Below are 16,510 nucleotides of genomic sequence, written 5' to 3'. Positions count from 1 at the left end.
AGACACTCATCGTTGAATGAGTGCCTTTTTTGATTAATGTCTAAAATGCCTTACTCCTGTGAAGATCATAGTCAAACCATGTTTATCAGCCGCTTCGATAGACTCTTGGTCACGGACTGATCCACCTGGTTGGATGATCGCTTTAATCCCTGCTTTGGCGATTTCTTCCACGTTATCCGCAAATGGGAAGAAAGCATCTGAAGCAAGAACAGCACCGTCAAGACGGTCTTTAGCTTGGTCAATAGCGATGCGGACGGAAGCCACACGGTTGGTTTGACCTGGGCCAACACCAAGTGTCATATGGTCGTTGGTCACGATAATACCATTTGATTTCACATACTTGATAGCTTTCCAAGCAAACTCAAGAGCTGTCGCTTCTGTCTCAGTTGGTTGGCGTTTCGTCACCACTTGCCAGTCAGCTGGGCTTTCTTTCACCACGTCTTGGTTTTGAACGAGGAGACCACCAACAACACCAGTGTATTCTGCTTCCACTTCGCTAGCATCTTGAGCGTCAAATGGCAACTCAAGGATACGCAAGTTTTTCTTCTTGGTTGTCAAGATTTCAAGCGCTTCATCTGTATAGCTTGGCGCGATGATGATTTCGAGGAAAACGCCATGCATCTTCTTAGCTGTCGCAGCATCTACCTCACGGTTGAGAACCACGATTCCACCGAAGATCGATACTGGATCAGACTCATAAGCATAGTCCCAAGCAGTTTCGATGTCGTCAGCTTGACCGATCCCACATGGGTTCATGTGTTTGAGGGCCACAACAGTTGGACGGTCTTTGAAATCACGGATGATCCGGATAGCGGCATCAGCGTCACGGATATTGTTGAAGGATAATTCTTTCCCGTTCAGCTGTTTAGCGGAAGCGATGGAGTAATCCGTTGGCAAAGCTTTTTGGTAGAAGTCTGCATCTTGTTGAGGATTTTCCCCGTAACGCATTGGTTGCTTAAGATCATAAGTCAAAGTGAGTTTTTCAGGTTTTTCTTCACCCACTTGAGCAGTGAAATATTCTGCGATCAAAGCATCATAGGCTGCTGTATGACGGAAGACTTTCGCTGCCAAACGTTGGCGAGTTTCGTAACTTGTTTCGCCGTTTGCTGCCAATTCGTCAAGCACCACAGCATAGTCAGCAGGGTCTACCACAACCGTTACGCTAGCGTGGTTTTTCGCTGCTGAACGAAGCATGGATGGTCCACCGATATCGATGTTTTCAACCGCGTCAGCGTAAGTTACGTCTGGTTTGAGAATCGTTTCCTTGAATGGGTAAAGGTTGACCACAACAAGGTCGATCAACTCAATATTATTGTCCTTAGCAGCCTCTAGGTGACTATCGAGGTCACGACGAGCGAGCAGACCACCGTGGATATTTGGATGAAGAGTCTTCACACGACCGTCCATCATTTCTGGGAAACCAGTCACATCGTCGATGGCAATGGTATCTACCCCAGCATTGTCAAGGGCAATTTTAGTCCCACCTGTTGAGATGATGTCCCAACCGAGTTTTTTGAGTTCTTGGGCAAATTCAACAATACCCGCTTTGTCTGAAACACTAATTAGTGCGCGTTTAGTCATTCTATTCCTCTTTCTTTAGATCCAACCGCATAGCGACTTCGTTATTTTCTTCTATAAATCCTGTTTCCTGAAAACCCAAACTAGTCAGCAGGTACTTCATTTTTTCATTTCCAACTACATAATCTGCGATAATATGATTGCAAGCTCTATCCATCTGAGCCTCTTTGATCAGAGCTTCCAAGGCTTTTCGTCCATAACCTTTTCCTTGGTACTGCTGGCCAATCATTATCCGCCAGATAAAGTATTCTGCCTCATCCTTATCTATTTCCAACAGTAGAAAACCAACTACTAGCTCATTCCAATAGATTGCCATTGGAAACACATCCCCATTCTCTCGGTAGAGCCATGCGTCAGCTAAAGAACGCACATTGGGAGCTACAAAACGTGCTCGTTCATCAGCTTCAGATATTTTCAAATCCAGCACTGCCTGAAAACTGCTCTCATCTACTAACTTCAGATTAATCATTTTTCTCCTACCAAGATTACACAATCAAAACTTGATTTCCTTCTTACCTTCTCTCCACTCCCAAACGTTCCAAGACTTCTGGATAGAGTTTGTACTCTGTTTCATGGATGCGAGTTTCGAAAGTATCAAGGGTATCCCCTTCAAGGCGCGGCACGCGGACTTGTTTGATAACCTTACCAGTATCCACACCAGAATCCACCCAGTGAATCGTCACACCGCTCTCAGCAACACCTGCATTCCAAGCATCCTCAATACCATGAGCACCTGGAAATTCAGGGAGATAAGCCGGGTGAATATTGATGATACGGCCTTCATAAGCTGCTAGCAAGGTTGAGCCAACGATTTTCATATAACCCGCCAAGCAAACCAAGTCAATCTGGTGCTCATCCAAGAGTTTGACGATAGCTTCTTCATAAGCTGCTTTATTATCAAATTCCTTGAGTTCAAAGGCATGACTAGCTACACCAAGGTTCTTGGCACGTTCTAAGACATAGGCATCCCGGTGATCTGAAAAGACAAATTCTACTGGAAATTGTTCTGCAATCACCTGGAAGTTTGAGCCGTTGCCAGAGGCAAATACAGCAATCCTTTTAGCCATTATTTAATCACCACACTTGCGCCATCTTTCTTCACAATACGACCGATTTCATAAACAGGTTCGTCAAGAAGTTCTTTGACACGTTCCACATGTTCTGGTTTAACCGCAAGCATAAGACCAATACCCATGTTGAAGATTTCAAACATTTCTTCGTGTTTGATTTGGCCATATTTTTCAAGAGCTTTAAAAATTGGAAGGACTGGCACTTTGCTTTCATCAATTTCAGCAGCCAAGTCATCTGCGAACATACGAGGTACATTTTCGATGAAACCACCACCTGTGATGTGGGCAATTCCATTCACCAATTCTTCTTTGATGAGTGGCAAAGCCGCTTTGACGTAGATACGAGTTGGCTCCAAAAGAACTTCTTTCAGTTTTTTGCCTTCCAATTCTGGGAGAACTTCTTCACCTGTATAGTCCGCAAAGACACGACGAACCAGTGAGTAACCATTTGAGTGGATACCGCTTGAAGCAAGTCCAAGAATCACATCCCCTTCAGCTACTTTTGAACCGTCAATGATTTGAGATTTTTCTGCAACACCGACAGCAAACCCAGCCAAGTCATAGTCATCTTCTCCATACATACCAGGCATTTCAGCAGTTTCACCACCAATGAGGGCAGCACCAGCTTGCACACAACCTTCAGCCACACCAGCAACGACCTGTTCCAATTTAGCTGGTTCATTTTTACCAGTCGCTACGTAGTCAAGGAAGTAAAGGGGCTCAGCACCTGCAGCGATGATATCGTTGACACACATAGCCACACAGTCTTGACCGATCGTATCGTGTTTGTCATACTTGATAGCTAGCATGAGCTTGGTTCCAACACCATCTGTACCTGAGATCAAAACAGGTTCTTTGACACCTGTTTTTGAAAGGTCAAACATGCCACCGAAACCACCAAGAGCTCCCATGACACCCGCACGTTCCGTACGTGCCACGTGTTTTTTGATCCGTTCAACAACTTCATAACCCGCTTCAACATCCACACCAGATTGAGCGTATGCATTCTTATTTGTCATTTTTTAATCCTTTTCTTTTTTTGAGAAAGAGTGCGACGTATTTTTAGATAAACAATTATTTTATCTAAAAATACTAGTCAGGTCTCTAGCTTTGGTCCCATAGGGCAAAGCGTCTACTGACAAATGCTTTAGCTTTTAGTCAGTAATGAGACGTGGAGCGTAAGCATTTTTATTTGTCATTTGTTTATTCCTTTTCTTTTGCACTGCTCTTAATAGAAAGAAGTATGTTCTTTCAAACTTTCTACATAGCGTTCTTCGTAGTCATACAAAGGCGTAGGATAATTACCATCAAAGTAAGCCACACAAAGACCGCCATTCGGGGCATCTGTATCAATTCCAATAGAATCAATCAAACCATCGATTGACAAATACGTCAAGCTATCCGCACCAATGATTTCGCGTGTTTCCTCTACTGTATGATTGGCCGCAATTAATTCCTTACGCGTTTGAATATCAATCCCGTAGAAACATGGATAAGCCAGAGCTGGGCTACCGATTGCTACGTGAACCTCTGTTGCTCCTGCTTCTTTTAGCAAATTAACGATACGACGTGAGGTCGTCCCACGTACGATAGAATCATCGATCATGACAACCCGTTTGCCTTTCACGACACCGGATACGGCAGAGAGCTTCATCCGAACCCCTTGCTCACGCAATTCTTGTGTTGGTTGGATAAAAGTACGTTGGGTGTATTGGTTTTTAATCAAGCCCATTTCATTTGGGAGGCCAGATTCTTCCGCAAATCCCATGGCTGCACTAAGTGAAGAGTTAGGTACACCGACCACAATATCTGCTTCATGTTTGAATTCACGTGCCAATTGAGCCCCCATACGTTTACGAGCAGTATGGACATTCACCCCTTGAATATTGGAGTCCGGGCGGGCAAAGTAGATATACTCCATCGAGCAAACAGCCAATTGGGTATCCGTTGTATAGTTATCGTAAGTAATGCCATTATCATCAATGATCACGACTTCACCTGGATTCACATCGCGGATCCACTCAGCACCAACCACTTCAAAAGCACAGGTTTCAGAGGAAACTACGATTGCGCCATTGGCCATTTTCCCAATCGAAAGAGGACGGAAACCATTTGGATCCAAGGCCGCAATCAGCTTATCTTCCAGCATGAGAAGGTAAGCAAATCCACCTTTCACCGTATTCAAGGCTTCTTTCACCTTACCCATGAAGGATGGGTTGTGGCTCCGACGAATCAAGTGCGCTAAGATTTCTGAATCAGAAGTTGAGCTAAAGATCGCTCCGTTATTTTCTAACTCCCGTTTGAGGGACTTGGCATTGGTCAAATTCCCGTTGTGAGCAAGTCCAAACTGGGTATCATGAAAGCGAAAGAGGAAAGGCTGGATGTTATCCACCGAAGCTTCCCCAGCTGTCGCATAGCGAACATGTCCAATCGCTCCCGTCCCTGTTAACTTATCCAAGTTAGCAGGATTCCGAAACACCTCTGAGAGAAGCCCCGTATCACGATACCGTTTTAATTGACCCGCATCATTTGAAAGGATCCCTGCCCCTTCTTGACCACGGTGTTGAAGACTGTGTAATCCGAAATAAGTCAGTTTTGCAGCATCTGGGTGTCCCCAGATCCCAAAAATACCACATTCTTCATTAAGAGATTTAACTTCGTATGTCATTTTGTATACCTTTTATTTTCCAGTAAAGTATTTAACCGCTGACGCAAAGAGATGTTGATCTTTATTTCCTGGAATATTTTGGAAGAGACCGTCTTCGAAACGTTCTGAGTGTCCCATCTTCCCGATGATTTGACCGTTCTTACTTGTGATACCTTCGATCGCATTGACAGAACCATTTGGATTGTATTTTGAATCCATGCTTGGTTTACCTTCGAAGTCAACATATTGGGTAAAGATTTGACCATTGTCACGAAGCTCTGCGAATTCCTCAGCTGTCACGACAAATTTACCTTCACCGTGTGATACTGGAATGGCATGGATGTCACCAACTTCTACTCCGGCAAGCCATGGTGAATTCGTGTTGGCAATCCGTGTTTCCACCATTTTAGCCACGTGTTGGTTGGCATCATTGTAGAAGAGGGTTGGACTCATGCTGCTTGCATCTTCAAAGTTACCATATGGAAGAAGACCTGATTTAACAAGAGCTTGGAATCCATTACAGATACCGATGATCAAGCCACCGCGTTCAATGAAGTGATCAATGGCTGCACGCACTTTTTCATTCAGCAAGATGTTCACGATGAATTTAGCTGATCCATCTGGTTCATCCGCTGCTGAGAAGCCACCTGCAAAGAAGATAATGTTAGCTTTTTCGATATTGTCAACCATAGTGTCAACAGACTTGACAATAGCTTCTTCATTCAGTGTGACAAATGGTACCAAGTTGACTTTTGCCCCTTCTTTTTCAAAGGCCTTAGCTGAATCGTACTCAGAGTTAGTACCTGGGAATACTGGGATATAAACCACTGGTGTATCAACTGTTTCTTTAGCTTTGATCACAGCATCTGATGCCACAGCTGGTACTTCTTCCAACTCAGTTGCCTGTGCAAATTCCGTTGGGTAAACTTCTTCCAATTTACTTTGGAAAGCACTGTCAAGTTTGTGTCCATCAAGCGTTACACCATTGACAGTAAGTGTAAAGTCAGCTACTGTTTGTCCGATCTTAGCAACACCTGCAATGTCTTCAGGCGATGCGAAGACGAATCCACCCAATTGGGCTGTCAAGCTAGTGTCAAGGTCATCTAATTCAACGTTTGCTCCGATATGGTTCCCAAAGGTTGCAAGGGCAAGAGCTTCAAGGACACCACCATATTTGACAGCTGATGCTGCTGTTACTTTGTGATCAGCTTGGATGGCTTCAAATTGAGCAAAGTTAGACTTGATAAGATCAAAGTCAATTTCTTGTGCCAAAGCTTGACCTGGGATGTAATAGATATTTTCACCAGTAGCTTTAAATTCTGGAGAAAGGACCTTACGGCTATCCGCAGTTGTTACCCCAAAAGCAACCAAGGTTGGTGGTACTGTCAATTCTTCAAAGGTACCAGACATAGAGTCTTTTCCACCGATAGATGGCAAACCAAGTTGAATCTGAGCTTCGATTGATCCAAGGAGAGCTGAGACTGGTTGACCAAAACGCTCTGCTCGTTTATCCATACGCTCGAAGTATTCCTGATAAGAGAAACGAGCCTTAGACCAGTTTGCACCAGCAGCAACCAAACGAGCTGTGGCTTCGATGACCGCATAAGCAGCGCCATGATATGGAGACCATTCTGCTACATAAGGGTTGAATCCTTGCGCCATAACAGATGCAGTTGTTGTCACGCCATGTTGGACTGGCAATTTCTGTACAGAAGCTTCCGTTGGTGTGATTTGGTAGCGACCACCAAGTGGGTGATTAACTGTTGAACGACCAACCGAGCTATCAAAGATGGTTTGTAAACCTTTTTGACTGGCATGGTTCAGGTCAGCCAAGACTTCAAGAGTATCCGCTTCAAGGGTTTCAGCAGATGTTTGACGTTCTTCTGGAAGCTTGACATCCTTGTCAACCACCTTAGCATCTACAACCACACGTACACCGTTTGTATCAAGGAAACGACGTTCCAAATCAACGATGGTTTCACCATTCCAGTGCATAACAAGATTTGGTTTTTCCGTCACTGTCGCAACAACAACAGCATCAATATTTTCTTTATTACATGCTGCAACGAAAGCATCTACATCTTCTGGACGAACCACTACAGCCATCCGTTCTTGAGATTCTGAGATAGCAATTTCTGTACCGTTCAAACCTTGGTATTTCAATGGCACTTTGTCTAGATCAATTTCAAGACCATCTGCCAATTCACCGATCGCCACACAGACACCACCGGCACCAAAGTCATTTGATTTCTTGATCAGACGGGTCACTTCTCCATTACGGAAAAGACGTTGAATCTTACGTTCTTCGATGGCATTTCCTTTTTGAACCTCAGCACCAGCTGTTTCAACAGATTCAACCGTTTGAACTTTAGAAGAACCTGTCGCACCACCGACACCGTCACGTCCAGTCTTACCACCAAGCAAGATAATCACATCACCTGCTTCAGGTTTTTCACGAACCACATTTTCTTTAGGAGCCGCACCGACAACTGCACCTAGCTCCATACGCTTAGCAACAAAACCTGGGTGGAAGTATTCACGAACATAAGTTGTCGCCAAACCAATTTGGTTACCGTATGAAGAATAACCGTGAGCCGCTGTTTTAGAAATCACTTGTTGTGGCAATTTACCAGCGCGAGTTTCAGCAATTGGTGTTGTAATATCACCAGCACCTGAGATACGCATGGCTTGGTAAACGTATGAACGACCTGACAATGGGTCACGAATGGCACCACCGATACAAGTAGCCGCTCCACCAAATGGTTCGATCTCCGTTGGGTGGTTGTGCGTTTCGTTCTTGAACATGAGAAGCCATGGTTCTTTGACACCATTGACATCCACTTCAATTTCAACAGAGCAGGCATTGATTTCATCAGACACTTCCATGTCATCCAAACGACCATTAGCACGCTCATAACGGCCAAAAATAGTTGCCATATCCATCAAGGTTTGAGGTTTTTCTGTACGTCCCAACTCATCACGCATGGCAATATACTTGTCATAAGTCGCTTGCAATTGTTTTTTAAATTTAGAAGCTGAGAAGTCGATGGTTTTCAACTCAGTTTCGAAAGTCGTGTGACGACAGTGGTCAGACCAGTAAGTATCCAAAACCTTAAGCTCAGTCTCAGTTGGTACACGTCCAATGGATTTGAAGTAATCTTGAATGAAGAGAAGGTCATCCACTTCCATGGCCAATCCTTGCTCAGCCTTATACTGTGCAAAATCTTCTGCCGTATACCTTTCAAAGAAATCCAAGCTTGGAATGGTCTTGTCAGACTCAGAGAAATCCTGTTTCGCAATGCCAACAGTGATATCTTTGAAACGAGAATCCACTGGGTTCAAAAGGTAGTTTTTAACAGCTTCCAACTCATTCGCATCGATATCCTTGTTAACCAAGTACAATTGCGCTGTATTCACTGTTACGTCATTTGAACTACCCAACAACAGCAAAGCTTCTTGTGAAGATGCCGCACGTTGGTCAAATTGACCAGGTAAGCTTTCGATCGCAAAGAAAGCATATTTCTCAAGATCAGTCTGAACCGTAGCTTCATCCAAAACAGTATCGGTCACTTGCTCAGAGAAGATATGTTTTTCCGCACGCGCAAACAAGTCCTCTGCCAAACCAAAAACATCGTAAACCTGAACAATCCGAAGATCCTTCAATGTTTTCAACTGAAGATTATGCTGCAATTCTTTTACTAAAGAGTCTGATTTTACACGAAAATCAGCTTTTTTCTCAACGAAAATACGTTTATCCATTTTATTTCCTTTATTTCTATTCAAACATGTTATCGAAGACGAAGGTTTTCCGTTTCAACCAAATTATTTCAAGTCTTGCAACTTCTCTAACACAACCTTATATACATCCGTTAAACTGCCCAAATCTCTACGGAAAACATCCTTGTCCATATGGTGCCCTTCAGCATCCCAAAGGCGACAGTTATCTGGAGAGAATTCATCCGCCAAGATGATCTTGCCATCCTTATCAAAACCAAATTCCAATTTGAAGTCAATCAAGCGAAGACCAATTTGTGCAAACCAATCCTTCAGCAATTCATTGATACGACGCGTTTCTTCCTTAATATAAGCAATTTGTTCATCATTGGCAATATCCAAAAACTTCACATGCTCATCATTGATGAATGGGTCATCCAACTCATCGTTTTTATAGTAAAATTCAACGATTGGAGTTTTCAAGTCCAAACCTTCTTCAACGCCAAAACGTTTAGAGAAAGAACCCGCAGTCACATTACGAAGAACCACCTCCAAAGGAATAATTTTTACTTTCTTGTTGAGTTGTTCTGTGTCAGAAATACGTTTTATAAAGTGAGTAGCTACACCCGCAGCATTCAATTTTTCAAAAATAAGAGACGAAATCTGATTATTTAGCACACCTTTTCCCTTAATCGTCTCCTTACGAGCCCCATTCAGCATAGTGGCTTGGTCCTTATAGACCGACTTAATCACATGTTCGTCCTCAGTAGTATAGATATCCTTAGCTTTTCCAGTATAAATCAGTTGATTGGTCATGACTTTGTTCGCCTTTCGTATTTTATCACCTTCATTCTATCACATACAAAGTGTATTTTCAATAAAATTCCGTACAATATAAGCAGAATCCGAATAAAAAGAACAGAAAAAAAGACCCTCCAGAATAATCTCTGAACGATCCCTTTTTCATTAGTGACCAGCAGTTCGTTTTTCGATATAGTCGACAACATCCCCTACTGTGTTAAATTCATCAATAGCCTTGTCCGGAATCTCAATTTGGTATTCATCCTCAAGATTGATAATAAATTCCATCAATTCAACAGAGTCTGCTTGTAAATCCTTACGTAAGTCAGATTCCAAAGATACTTGAAAATCTGGTCCCTTGCGATCTTTGAGAAATTCCTCAATTGTAGCTAAAATTTCGTTTTGTTTACTCATACATTACCCTTCCTTCGATAATTCCTTCACTGATTTTCCAACAACATCTGTCTCTAACATGGTCCGAATCTGACGAATCGTGCTATAGACAGCTTTGGCATCACTCGAACCATGCGTTTTAACAACAGGTGCTTGAAGACCAAACAAGACCGCTCCTCCAACATCTGAGAAATCCAAGGTTTGCTTCAATGATTTCAAACGGTCCTTGAGCAGAAATGCTCCCAATTTCGCCTTCCAGTTTCCAGTGGCAATCGCTTGTTTCAATTGCTTCAAGATCCCAAAAGCCGTTCCTTCCATCGTTTTCAAGACAGCGTTTCCTGTAAAACCATCCGCCACAACGACATCAGCAACACCATTCATCAAGTCACGCGCTTCCACGTTCCCAACAAAATGAATCGACTCATCCTCAGATAACAGTTGGTAGGTTTCCTTGCGCAAAGGATCTCCCTTACTAGCTTCTGTCCCATTATTCAATAGACCCACGCGTGGTTTTTGAATCCCACGAACATTTTCAGCATAGTAGGATCCCATCACAGCATACTGATGCAAGTGCTCTGGTGTATTTTCCGCATTGGCCCCTAAGTCTAGCATATCATAGCCACGACCATCAACCGTCGGAAGTGTCGACATCAAGCCAGGTCGTTCCACCCCTTTGATGCGGCCAACGATAAAGAAACCAGCCACCAATAGCGCACCTGTATTTCCCGCAGATAGCATGGCATCGACCTCACCAGCCTTCACATCCTTGGCAGCTAAGACCATAGAAGCCTTTTTCTTCCGACGAATGGCCCGCGTTGGCTCATCATCTGAATCGATTTTTTCTTCCGTATGCACAATCGATACACGTTCTGTTGCGGTTAAATAGTCTTTGATTTTTGCCTCATCGCCATACAAGACAATCTCAATATCATCAAAATCACGAATGGCTTGATTCACACCTTCTACCAAGGCTTGAGGTGCATTATCGCCCCCCATTGCATCTACTGCAATTTTTTTCATGTTTCACCTCCAGATGAATCTTTCATAATCGCTCCCCAATCACTCAAGGAATCGATAAACTTTTTAGCTTTTAAATGGATCCCTACATACTCCTCATACAACTGATCAATTGCCTGACGCAGAGCTGCTTTCATCTCCGCTTGTAGGGAAATCGTCTCTAACTCACTGAATCGTACTGCTTGAAACTGATCCAATAAATAGAGAACATTCGGATGCCAGTGAGCGCGTCTCTCATCCTGATCATAGTGATCCGGACAAAGCACCCCACTATACCGAAAAGAGTAATCAAAAGGAAGTCCAACCCGATGACAGAAACAGCATTCATGCAGATTCAAGATAACTCCAAATCGTGATAGAATCTGAATCTCAAAAATATTGGTTAAAACCTCATAATCCAGTCCCTCTTCCATCAAAGACAAGGTCTTTTCCAAAAAAGCAAACAGGGCCGGATCCACTTGATTATCCTGAATACTTGCATCCGCAAGCGCCAGAACATAGGTCGCATAAGAAAGGGCAAAAAGATCTGCATTGATTTTCTTATAAACCTGCACATCTTGAAAATCATCAATATAACTCAACCCATCATCATTGATTTTCAACAACATATCTGCCGTTACTAAAGGTTGCAACATGGGATTCAACCGTGATTTTCCCGCATGTTTCACAAAAAACATCCGCTTCCCTGACTTCTCTGTGAAGATTTTGACCAGCTTGTCATCCTCACGAAACTCCCGATTATACAGGACAATTCCCCGGGTCTCAATTGACTCCAGCATGTTCTTCCATATACTCCTTCAAGCGTTTCATTGCTTCCTTGATAACCTCCATGCTGGCTGCATACGACAAACGCACATAGCCTTCACCATATTGACCAAAAGCAGCACCAGGAATGAAAGCAACCGCTTTTTCACGCGCAAAATCCTGCAAGAAAGCAAAGGAATCTTGATTATAACCAGCTGGGATTTTAGCAAAAATATAAAAGGCTCCATCTGGCTTAATAATCTCAAACCCAAGTGCGGACATCTGTTCGATAATATAATCCCGACGCTTCACATATTCCTTCTTCATTGGCTCCGCATCATCCCGACCTTCCGTCAAAGCTTCGATCGCAGCATACTGGTTCATGGTTCCAGCAGCCGTTACCAAATACTGATGGCTCTTGATGAGTTGGGCCGTCAATGCAGCAGGCGCAAAGATAAAGCCAAGCCGCCAGCCTGTCATGGCATGAGATTTGGACAAGCCATTAATGACAATAGTCTGCTCAGGAATAAAGGAGGCCATAGAGACATGCGCTTCTCCAGTATAAGTCAACTCTGAATAGACTTCATCACAAATCACAAAGACTTCATATTTTTTTAAGACAGCAGCTAATTCTGCCATCTGTTCGCACGAATAAGTGACACCCGTTGGATTAGCTGGATAATTAAGAATAACAGCCTTCAATTTTTCACCCTGCTCTAGAATGGCCTTTTCCAACTTTTCAGGAGTCAAGACAAAACGATCTGCTGTCGTATCAATTTCAATAATCTCCGCCCCAACCAAATTCACAATCGGTTCATAACCAGGATAAGCTGGTGCCGGAAGAAGCACTACATCTCCAGGTTCCAAGATTGCTGTCAAGGTTGCAGATAGGGCTTCAGTCGCACCGATCGTCACCAATATCTCATCTTCAGGACGGTAGTAAATACCATATTTATCAGCCACAAACTGACTCGCAGCCTCACGCAAAGCCAGCAAACCACTCATCCCAGTGTAATGGCTAAAATTCGCATCAATGGCAGCCTTTCCTGCTTCTTTTACATGTTCAGGAGTTGTAAAATCCGGTTCCCCCAAAGTCAAACGCAAGACACCAGGAATGGAAGAAATTGATTGATCGAACTGACGAATCAAAGAAACTTCGATCCGATTCAGATTTTTATTAAAACGTTTCGTTAAATCCATAATCCACCTCCAAAAACACTTATATTCATTATACTATAAATAGGACCCCATCGCAAAAGAACAAGCCAGATCCCCACCTTTTGCTGACCACCAAAGGACATTTCAAAAATCCTTCCATGAAAAAAAGACTTAGCAATGCTAAGTCTTTCAAGCCATTATTGTTGACCACGTGTTGCCACATATTTCAATTGATCCGCATGTTTTGCCACAAAATCCTTCATTTCTGAATCAGGAATTTGACGAAGGTAGAGGTTAGAACGAATGGTTTCATCCTCTTCACGACAAGTTGACAATACTAAATACTTATCAGATGCTTTGATCTTGATATTAGGATTCTTCGTACGAGCTGACTCATAGATATTCTTCAATTGTGTCGTAAAATCATTGTCATCAGTAAAGCTTGTACGGTAGAAAGCGGTGTCCTCTGGGACAATGACCAATCCCATTACTTCATAATAATATTTCCGCTCTGGTGTCTCAATCACAACATACGGATGTTGGTCTAAATACTCTTGTTTGTCATAGTAGTTGACATCATTAAACATGCGATGATCGCCGACCTTACTACCACGAGCATGACCAAACAACCAAGTCAAACGATCACTGAAGTCTTTCTTGTTGTCCATATCCATGAAGACTGTCCCCATGTATGGTTCATTTCCACCATCAAACGTCTTATTCAAATAAGTTTCATTGTCAGTGGTTTGTACAACAGGTTCATCCAACTCAGTACCCGGTGCATAGACATAAGCGATTGCCTCAGGGTTAACAGCTGTTAACTGAGCAAAACGATTTTTCAAGTAATCTTTTTCTTCTTGACTTGGTTCATATTTAGTTTCTTGCTTGGTTGAACTTGTTCCAGTTGTTTTTTTAGCCGTGCTAGATGACTTAGTTCCTCCAAATGGATTAAAGAAAATAAATCCAGCAACAAGAACAACAACTGCAACAAGAGCAGCAATCACAAGACCCAATTTATTTGAACTTTTTTCCCCAGCTCTTTTCATTGATTGATCTCCTCTTGATGATTTTTTCTAAAAAATAACACTGAACCCGAAGGTCCAGTGATATTTTACGAGCTAATTAATAATCAAATTATTTAGCTGCGCTTGTTTTTGGAAGAGCTTTACCAGCTTGAGCTGATGCTGCTTTACCATCTTTAGCTGCTTTAGCTCCTTTTTCAGTTTTTTGAGCTTCTGATTTAGCTTCTTCTTTATTTTGGTTGTTGTCAGAAGCTTTTACATCTTTAGAGTTTGTGTTGATTGTTGCAGCACGGTCATCCAATTTGTATGGAAGTGTTACTGAACCGTTAGTGTACATATCAGCAGTAACTGTTACTGAACCAGTAGCTGTTACAAGTTCTTTAAAGTCTGTAGCTGTTTTACCAACGCGGAATTCTACAACATCACCTTCGTTGAACAAGTATTCAATTTCAGCATCTCCACCAACATTTGTTACAGCAGAACCGATAGAATATCCTTTGTACATAAAGTCAATAGTAGCACCTGGAACTGGACGTCCACCACCATCAAGAACAGTTACACGAACATGTTTGTTTGTTTTTTCAGTTTTAACTGTTGTGGGACCATTTTTAAATGGATCTTTAACTTTAGGGTTGTGAAGATCAGTATCTCCAACAACTTGACCACCATCATATGCTGGGCTAAAGCTTGTATGTGATTCTTTTCCATCGCTTACAGTGATGTTCCATCCTGTAACTTTACCTTGAGCATCACGAACTTCTGTACGAGCTGTCTCAACAAATTTTCCTTGTTCTGCAAATGCTGGAGCTGCTGCTGCAAATACAGCAAGAGCTGCTACCGATGATAATAAAACTTTTTTCATTGTTTTATCTCCTTTTTTCTTTTCAAAAATTATTCGTTACTTCGTAACTATGACTAGTATACTAGGATATTCTTCCTATGTCAAGACTTTTTTTAGTTTTTTTAAAAAAAAGTTTAAGGTTAGGACCTATTTGAAAGATAAAATTACAAGATGTGGTGTCTTTTCTAAACTATTTCACAGCCCTATTCTCTGGCAACTTCTTCTTGGGCAAACTAGGATCCGTCTTTGCTTCTAGTTCTTTAGCTGCTTGAACCAGTTTTTTCCGTACCTTTTCTTTTTTTAGATCCTTCCACCATTTTCTGATTTCCATTTGTATTTCCTCCTAAACAAAAGAGGCTGTTTTTCAGCCTCCTTATTGTTAACATTTTTTGGCATTTCCGATTTCAAATAGAGGGGAAAGAGGACGATTTTCATGAATGCGAACAATGGCCTCAGCAAGGAGCTTCGCAATCGAAATTTGCTCAATCTTATCAATCAATCGATCTTCCGGTAGATAAATCGTATCCAATACCACCAACTTCTTAATGGCTGATTTTTGAATGTTGTCCATCGCTGGACCTGATAAAACTGGGTGCGTACAGCTTGCATAAACCTCTATAGCTCCTGCTTCAGCAAGGGCATCCGCCGCATGACAGATTGTACCAGCTGTATCAATCATATCATCAATCAAAATACAAGTTTTACCTTCAACACTCCCAATGATATTCATCACTTCACTCGTATTCATCTTATCGACACTCCGGCGTTTATCTATAATCGCAATCGGAGTCTTCAAAAATTCAGCTAATTTCCGAGCACGAGTCACACCACCATGATCTGGACTGACAACAACATAGTCTTTTCCAATCATCCCGCGACGTTCGAAATAGTCTGCGATCAAAGGCGCACCCATCAAGTGGTCAACAGGAATATCAAAGAAACCTTGAATTTGAGCAGCGTGCAAATCAATTGTCAACAGACGATCAACTCCAGCAACCTCAAGCATATTTGCTACCAACTTAGAAGTGATTGGTTCACGAGCCCGAGCTTTCCGGTCTTGACGAGCATAGCCGTAATACGGCATCACCACATTAATAGATTGCGCACTAGCCCGTTTCAACGCATCTACCATAATCAAAATTTCCATAAGATTATCATTGACCGGTGAGCTAGTGGATTGCAAAATATAAACATCTTTCCCACGGATTGATTCTTCAATATTAACCTGAATTTCTCCATCAGAAAATTGACGAACCGTTGACTTTCCAAGCGGTAGTCCCATTTCGCGAGACACACGTTGAGCCAATTCTTGATTTGACGACAAAGCAAAGAGCATTAAATCAGAAAATGACATGATTTCCTCCAGTAAAATCTAAAACCATATTGTACAGTCAGCACAAATTTCTCCTGTAAACATTTTATCGCTTTTTAAGCAAATATTCAAATATTAATTTATGGAAAATACAAAATCCGGCTCTACCGACACTATTTCAAAAAAAGAAGCAGAACAACTGTCCTGCTTCTT

15 protein-coding genes are annotated in these 16,510 nt (G+C 42.3%); all 15 read right to left on the bottom strand.

From position 1 onward, the window contains the following. Positions 1-33 precede the first annotated feature (33 nt). Positions 34-1,581, bottom strand: coding sequence for a bifunctional phosphoribosylaminoimidazolecarboxamide formyltransferase/IMP cyclohydrolase (gene purH / locus LPB220_RS00270; RefSeq protein WP_049490653.1), 1,548 nt, complete (start codon positions 1,579-1,581; stop codon positions 34-36). 1 nt (position 1,582) lies between these two features. After that, positions 1,583-2,047 carry a GNAT family N-acetyltransferase gene (locus tag LPB220_RS00265; RefSeq protein WP_049486264.1) on the bottom strand — a complete coding sequence of 155 codons (465 nt, stop codon included), beginning with the start codon at positions 2,045-2,047 and terminating at the stop codon, positions 1,583-1,585. 43 nt (positions 2,048-2,090) lie between these two features. Then, positions 2,091-2,645, bottom strand: coding sequence for a phosphoribosylglycinamide formyltransferase (gene purN, locus LPB220_RS00260; RefSeq protein ID WP_150904994.1), 555 nt, complete (start codon positions 2,643-2,645; stop codon positions 2,091-2,093). Further along, positions 2,645-3,667: a phosphoribosylformylglycinamidine cyclo-ligase gene (purM, locus tag LPB220_RS00255; RefSeq protein ID WP_014712617.1), complete on the bottom strand. Its 1,023-nt coding sequence runs from the start codon at positions 3,665-3,667 to the stop codon at positions 2,645-2,647. Before purM ends, purN begins: the two co-directional genes overlap by 1 nt. Before the next feature lie 209 nt (positions 3,668-3,876). Next, positions 3,877-5,316, bottom strand: coding sequence for an amidophosphoribosyltransferase (gene purF, locus LPB220_RS00250; RefSeq protein WP_014712616.1), 1,440 nt, complete (start codon positions 5,314-5,316; stop codon positions 3,877-3,879). Positions 5,317-5,328: 12 nt separating this feature from the next. After that, on the bottom strand, positions 5,329-9,054 hold the full coding sequence (locus LPB220_RS00245; protein ID WP_150904992.1) for a phosphoribosylformylglycinamidine synthase: 3,726 nt from the start codon (positions 9,052-9,054) through the stop codon (positions 5,329-5,331). A gap of 63 nt (positions 9,055-9,117) precedes the next feature. Next, positions 9,118-9,825 (bottom strand): phosphoribosylaminoimidazolesuccinocarboxamide synthase, encoded by a 708-nt coding sequence (purC, locus tag LPB220_RS00240; RefSeq protein WP_061590634.1) that lies wholly within the window; start codon positions 9,823-9,825, stop codon positions 9,118-9,120. A 150-nt stretch (positions 9,826-9,975) separates the two neighbouring features. Next, positions 9,976-10,224, bottom strand: coding sequence for an acyl carrier protein (locus tag LPB220_RS00235; RefSeq protein WP_024054589.1), 249 nt, complete (start codon positions 10,222-10,224; stop codon positions 9,976-9,978). Between the two features lie 3 nt (positions 10,225-10,227). Next, positions 10,228-11,223, bottom strand: coding sequence for a phosphate acyltransferase PlsX (gene plsX / locus LPB220_RS00230; protein ID WP_150904991.1), 996 nt, complete (start codon positions 11,221-11,223; stop codon positions 10,228-10,230). Next, on the bottom strand, positions 11,220-11,999 hold the full coding sequence (gene recO, locus LPB220_RS00225; protein WP_045760082.1) for a DNA repair protein RecO: 780 nt from the start codon (positions 11,997-11,999) through the stop codon (positions 11,220-11,222). The genes plsX and recO overlap by 4 nt, the downstream gene beginning before the upstream one ends. Next, a complete protein-coding gene (locus LPB220_RS00220) occupies positions 11,983-13,164 on the bottom strand; it encodes a pyridoxal phosphate-dependent aminotransferase (protein ID WP_150904989.1) in 1,182 nt (393 codons plus the stop codon). The genes recO and LPB220_RS00220 overlap by 17 nt, the downstream gene beginning before the upstream one ends. 155 nt (positions 13,165-13,319) lie before the next feature. After that, positions 13,320-14,168 (bottom strand): class B sortase, LPKTxAVK-specific, encoded by an 849-nt coding sequence (gene srtB, locus LPB220_RS00215; RefSeq protein ID WP_049490639.1) that lies wholly within the window; start codon positions 14,166-14,168, stop codon positions 13,320-13,322. 88 nt (positions 14,169-14,256) lie between these two features. Further along, the gene (locus LPB220_RS00210) at positions 14,257-15,006 is read right to left on the bottom strand and encodes a hypothetical protein (RefSeq protein ID WP_150904987.1); all 750 of its coding nucleotides are present in this window, start codon (positions 15,004-15,006) and stop codon (positions 14,257-14,259) included. Positions 15,007-15,175: 169 nt separating this feature from the next. Next, positions 15,176-15,316, bottom strand: coding sequence for a hypothetical protein (locus LPB220_RS10735; RefSeq protein ID WP_191904611.1), 141 nt, complete (start codon positions 15,314-15,316; stop codon positions 15,176-15,178). Between the two features lie 48 nt (positions 15,317-15,364). Then, entirely contained in the window at positions 15,365-16,339 is a 975-nt protein-coding gene (locus LPB220_RS00205; protein WP_150904985.1) for a ribose-phosphate diphosphokinase, read from the bottom strand. Positions 16,340-16,510: the final 171 nt, after the last annotated feature.

The sequence above is a fragment of the Streptococcus sp. LPB0220 genome, assembly GCF_008727815.1.
GTDB lineage: Bacteria > Bacillota > Bacilli > Lactobacillales > Streptococcaceae > Streptococcus.
This window is presented reverse-complemented; position numbering and strand designations above follow the sequence as displayed.

Bases quoted from the DNA above. Each gene is read 5' to 3' on its own strand.
- purH (WP_049490653.1), bottom strand. From the start codon at position 1,581: ATGACTAAACGCGCACTAATTAGTGTTTCAGACAAAGCGGGTATTGTT.
- LPB220_RS00265 (WP_049486264.1), bottom strand. From the start codon at position 2,047: ATGATTAATCTGAAGTTAGTAGATGAGAGCAGTTTTCAGGCAGTGCTG.
- purN (WP_150904994.1), bottom strand. From the start codon at position 2,645: ATGGCTAAAAGGATTGCTGTATTTGCCTCTGGCAACGGCTCAAACTTC.
- purM (WP_014712617.1), bottom strand. From the start codon at position 3,667: ATGACAAATAAGAATGCATACGCTCAATCTGGTGTGGATGTTGAAGCG.
- purF (WP_014712616.1), bottom strand. From the start codon at position 5,316: ATGACATACGAAGTTAAATCTCTTAATGAAGAATGTGGTATTTTTGGG.
- LPB220_RS00245 (WP_150904992.1), bottom strand. From the start codon at position 9,054: ATGGATAAACGTATTTTCGTTGAGAAAAAAGCTGATTTTCGTGTAAAA.
- purC (WP_061590634.1), bottom strand. From the start codon at position 9,825: ATGACCAATCAACTGATTTATACTGGAAAAGCTAAGGATATCTATACT.
- LPB220_RS00235 (WP_024054589.1), bottom strand. From the start codon at position 10,224: ATGAGTAAACAAAACGAAATTTTAGCTACAATTGAGGAATTTCTCAAA.
- plsX (WP_150904991.1), bottom strand. From the start codon at position 11,223: ATGAAAAAAATTGCAGTAGATGCAATGGGGGGCGATAATGCACCTCAA.
- recO (WP_045760082.1), bottom strand. From the start codon at position 11,999: ATGCTGGAGTCAATTGAGACCCGGGGAATTGTCCTGTATAATCGGGAG.
- LPB220_RS00220 (WP_150904989.1), bottom strand. From the start codon at position 13,164: ATGGATTTAACGAAACGTTTTAATAAAAATCTGAATCGGATCGAAGTT.
- srtB (WP_049490639.1), bottom strand. From the start codon at position 14,168: ATGAAAAGAGCTGGGGAAAAAAGTTCAAATAAATTGGGTCTTGTGATT.
- LPB220_RS00210 (WP_150904987.1), bottom strand. From the start codon at position 15,006: ATGAAAAAAGTTTTATTATCATCGGTAGCAGCTCTTGCTGTATTTGCA.
- LPB220_RS10735 (WP_191904611.1), bottom strand. From the start codon at position 15,316: ATGGAAATCAGAAAATGGTGGAAGGATCTAAAAAAAGAAAAGGTACGG.
- LPB220_RS00205 (WP_150904985.1), bottom strand. From the start codon at position 16,339: ATGTCATTTTCTGATTTAATGCTCTTTGCTTTGTCGTCAAATCAAGAA.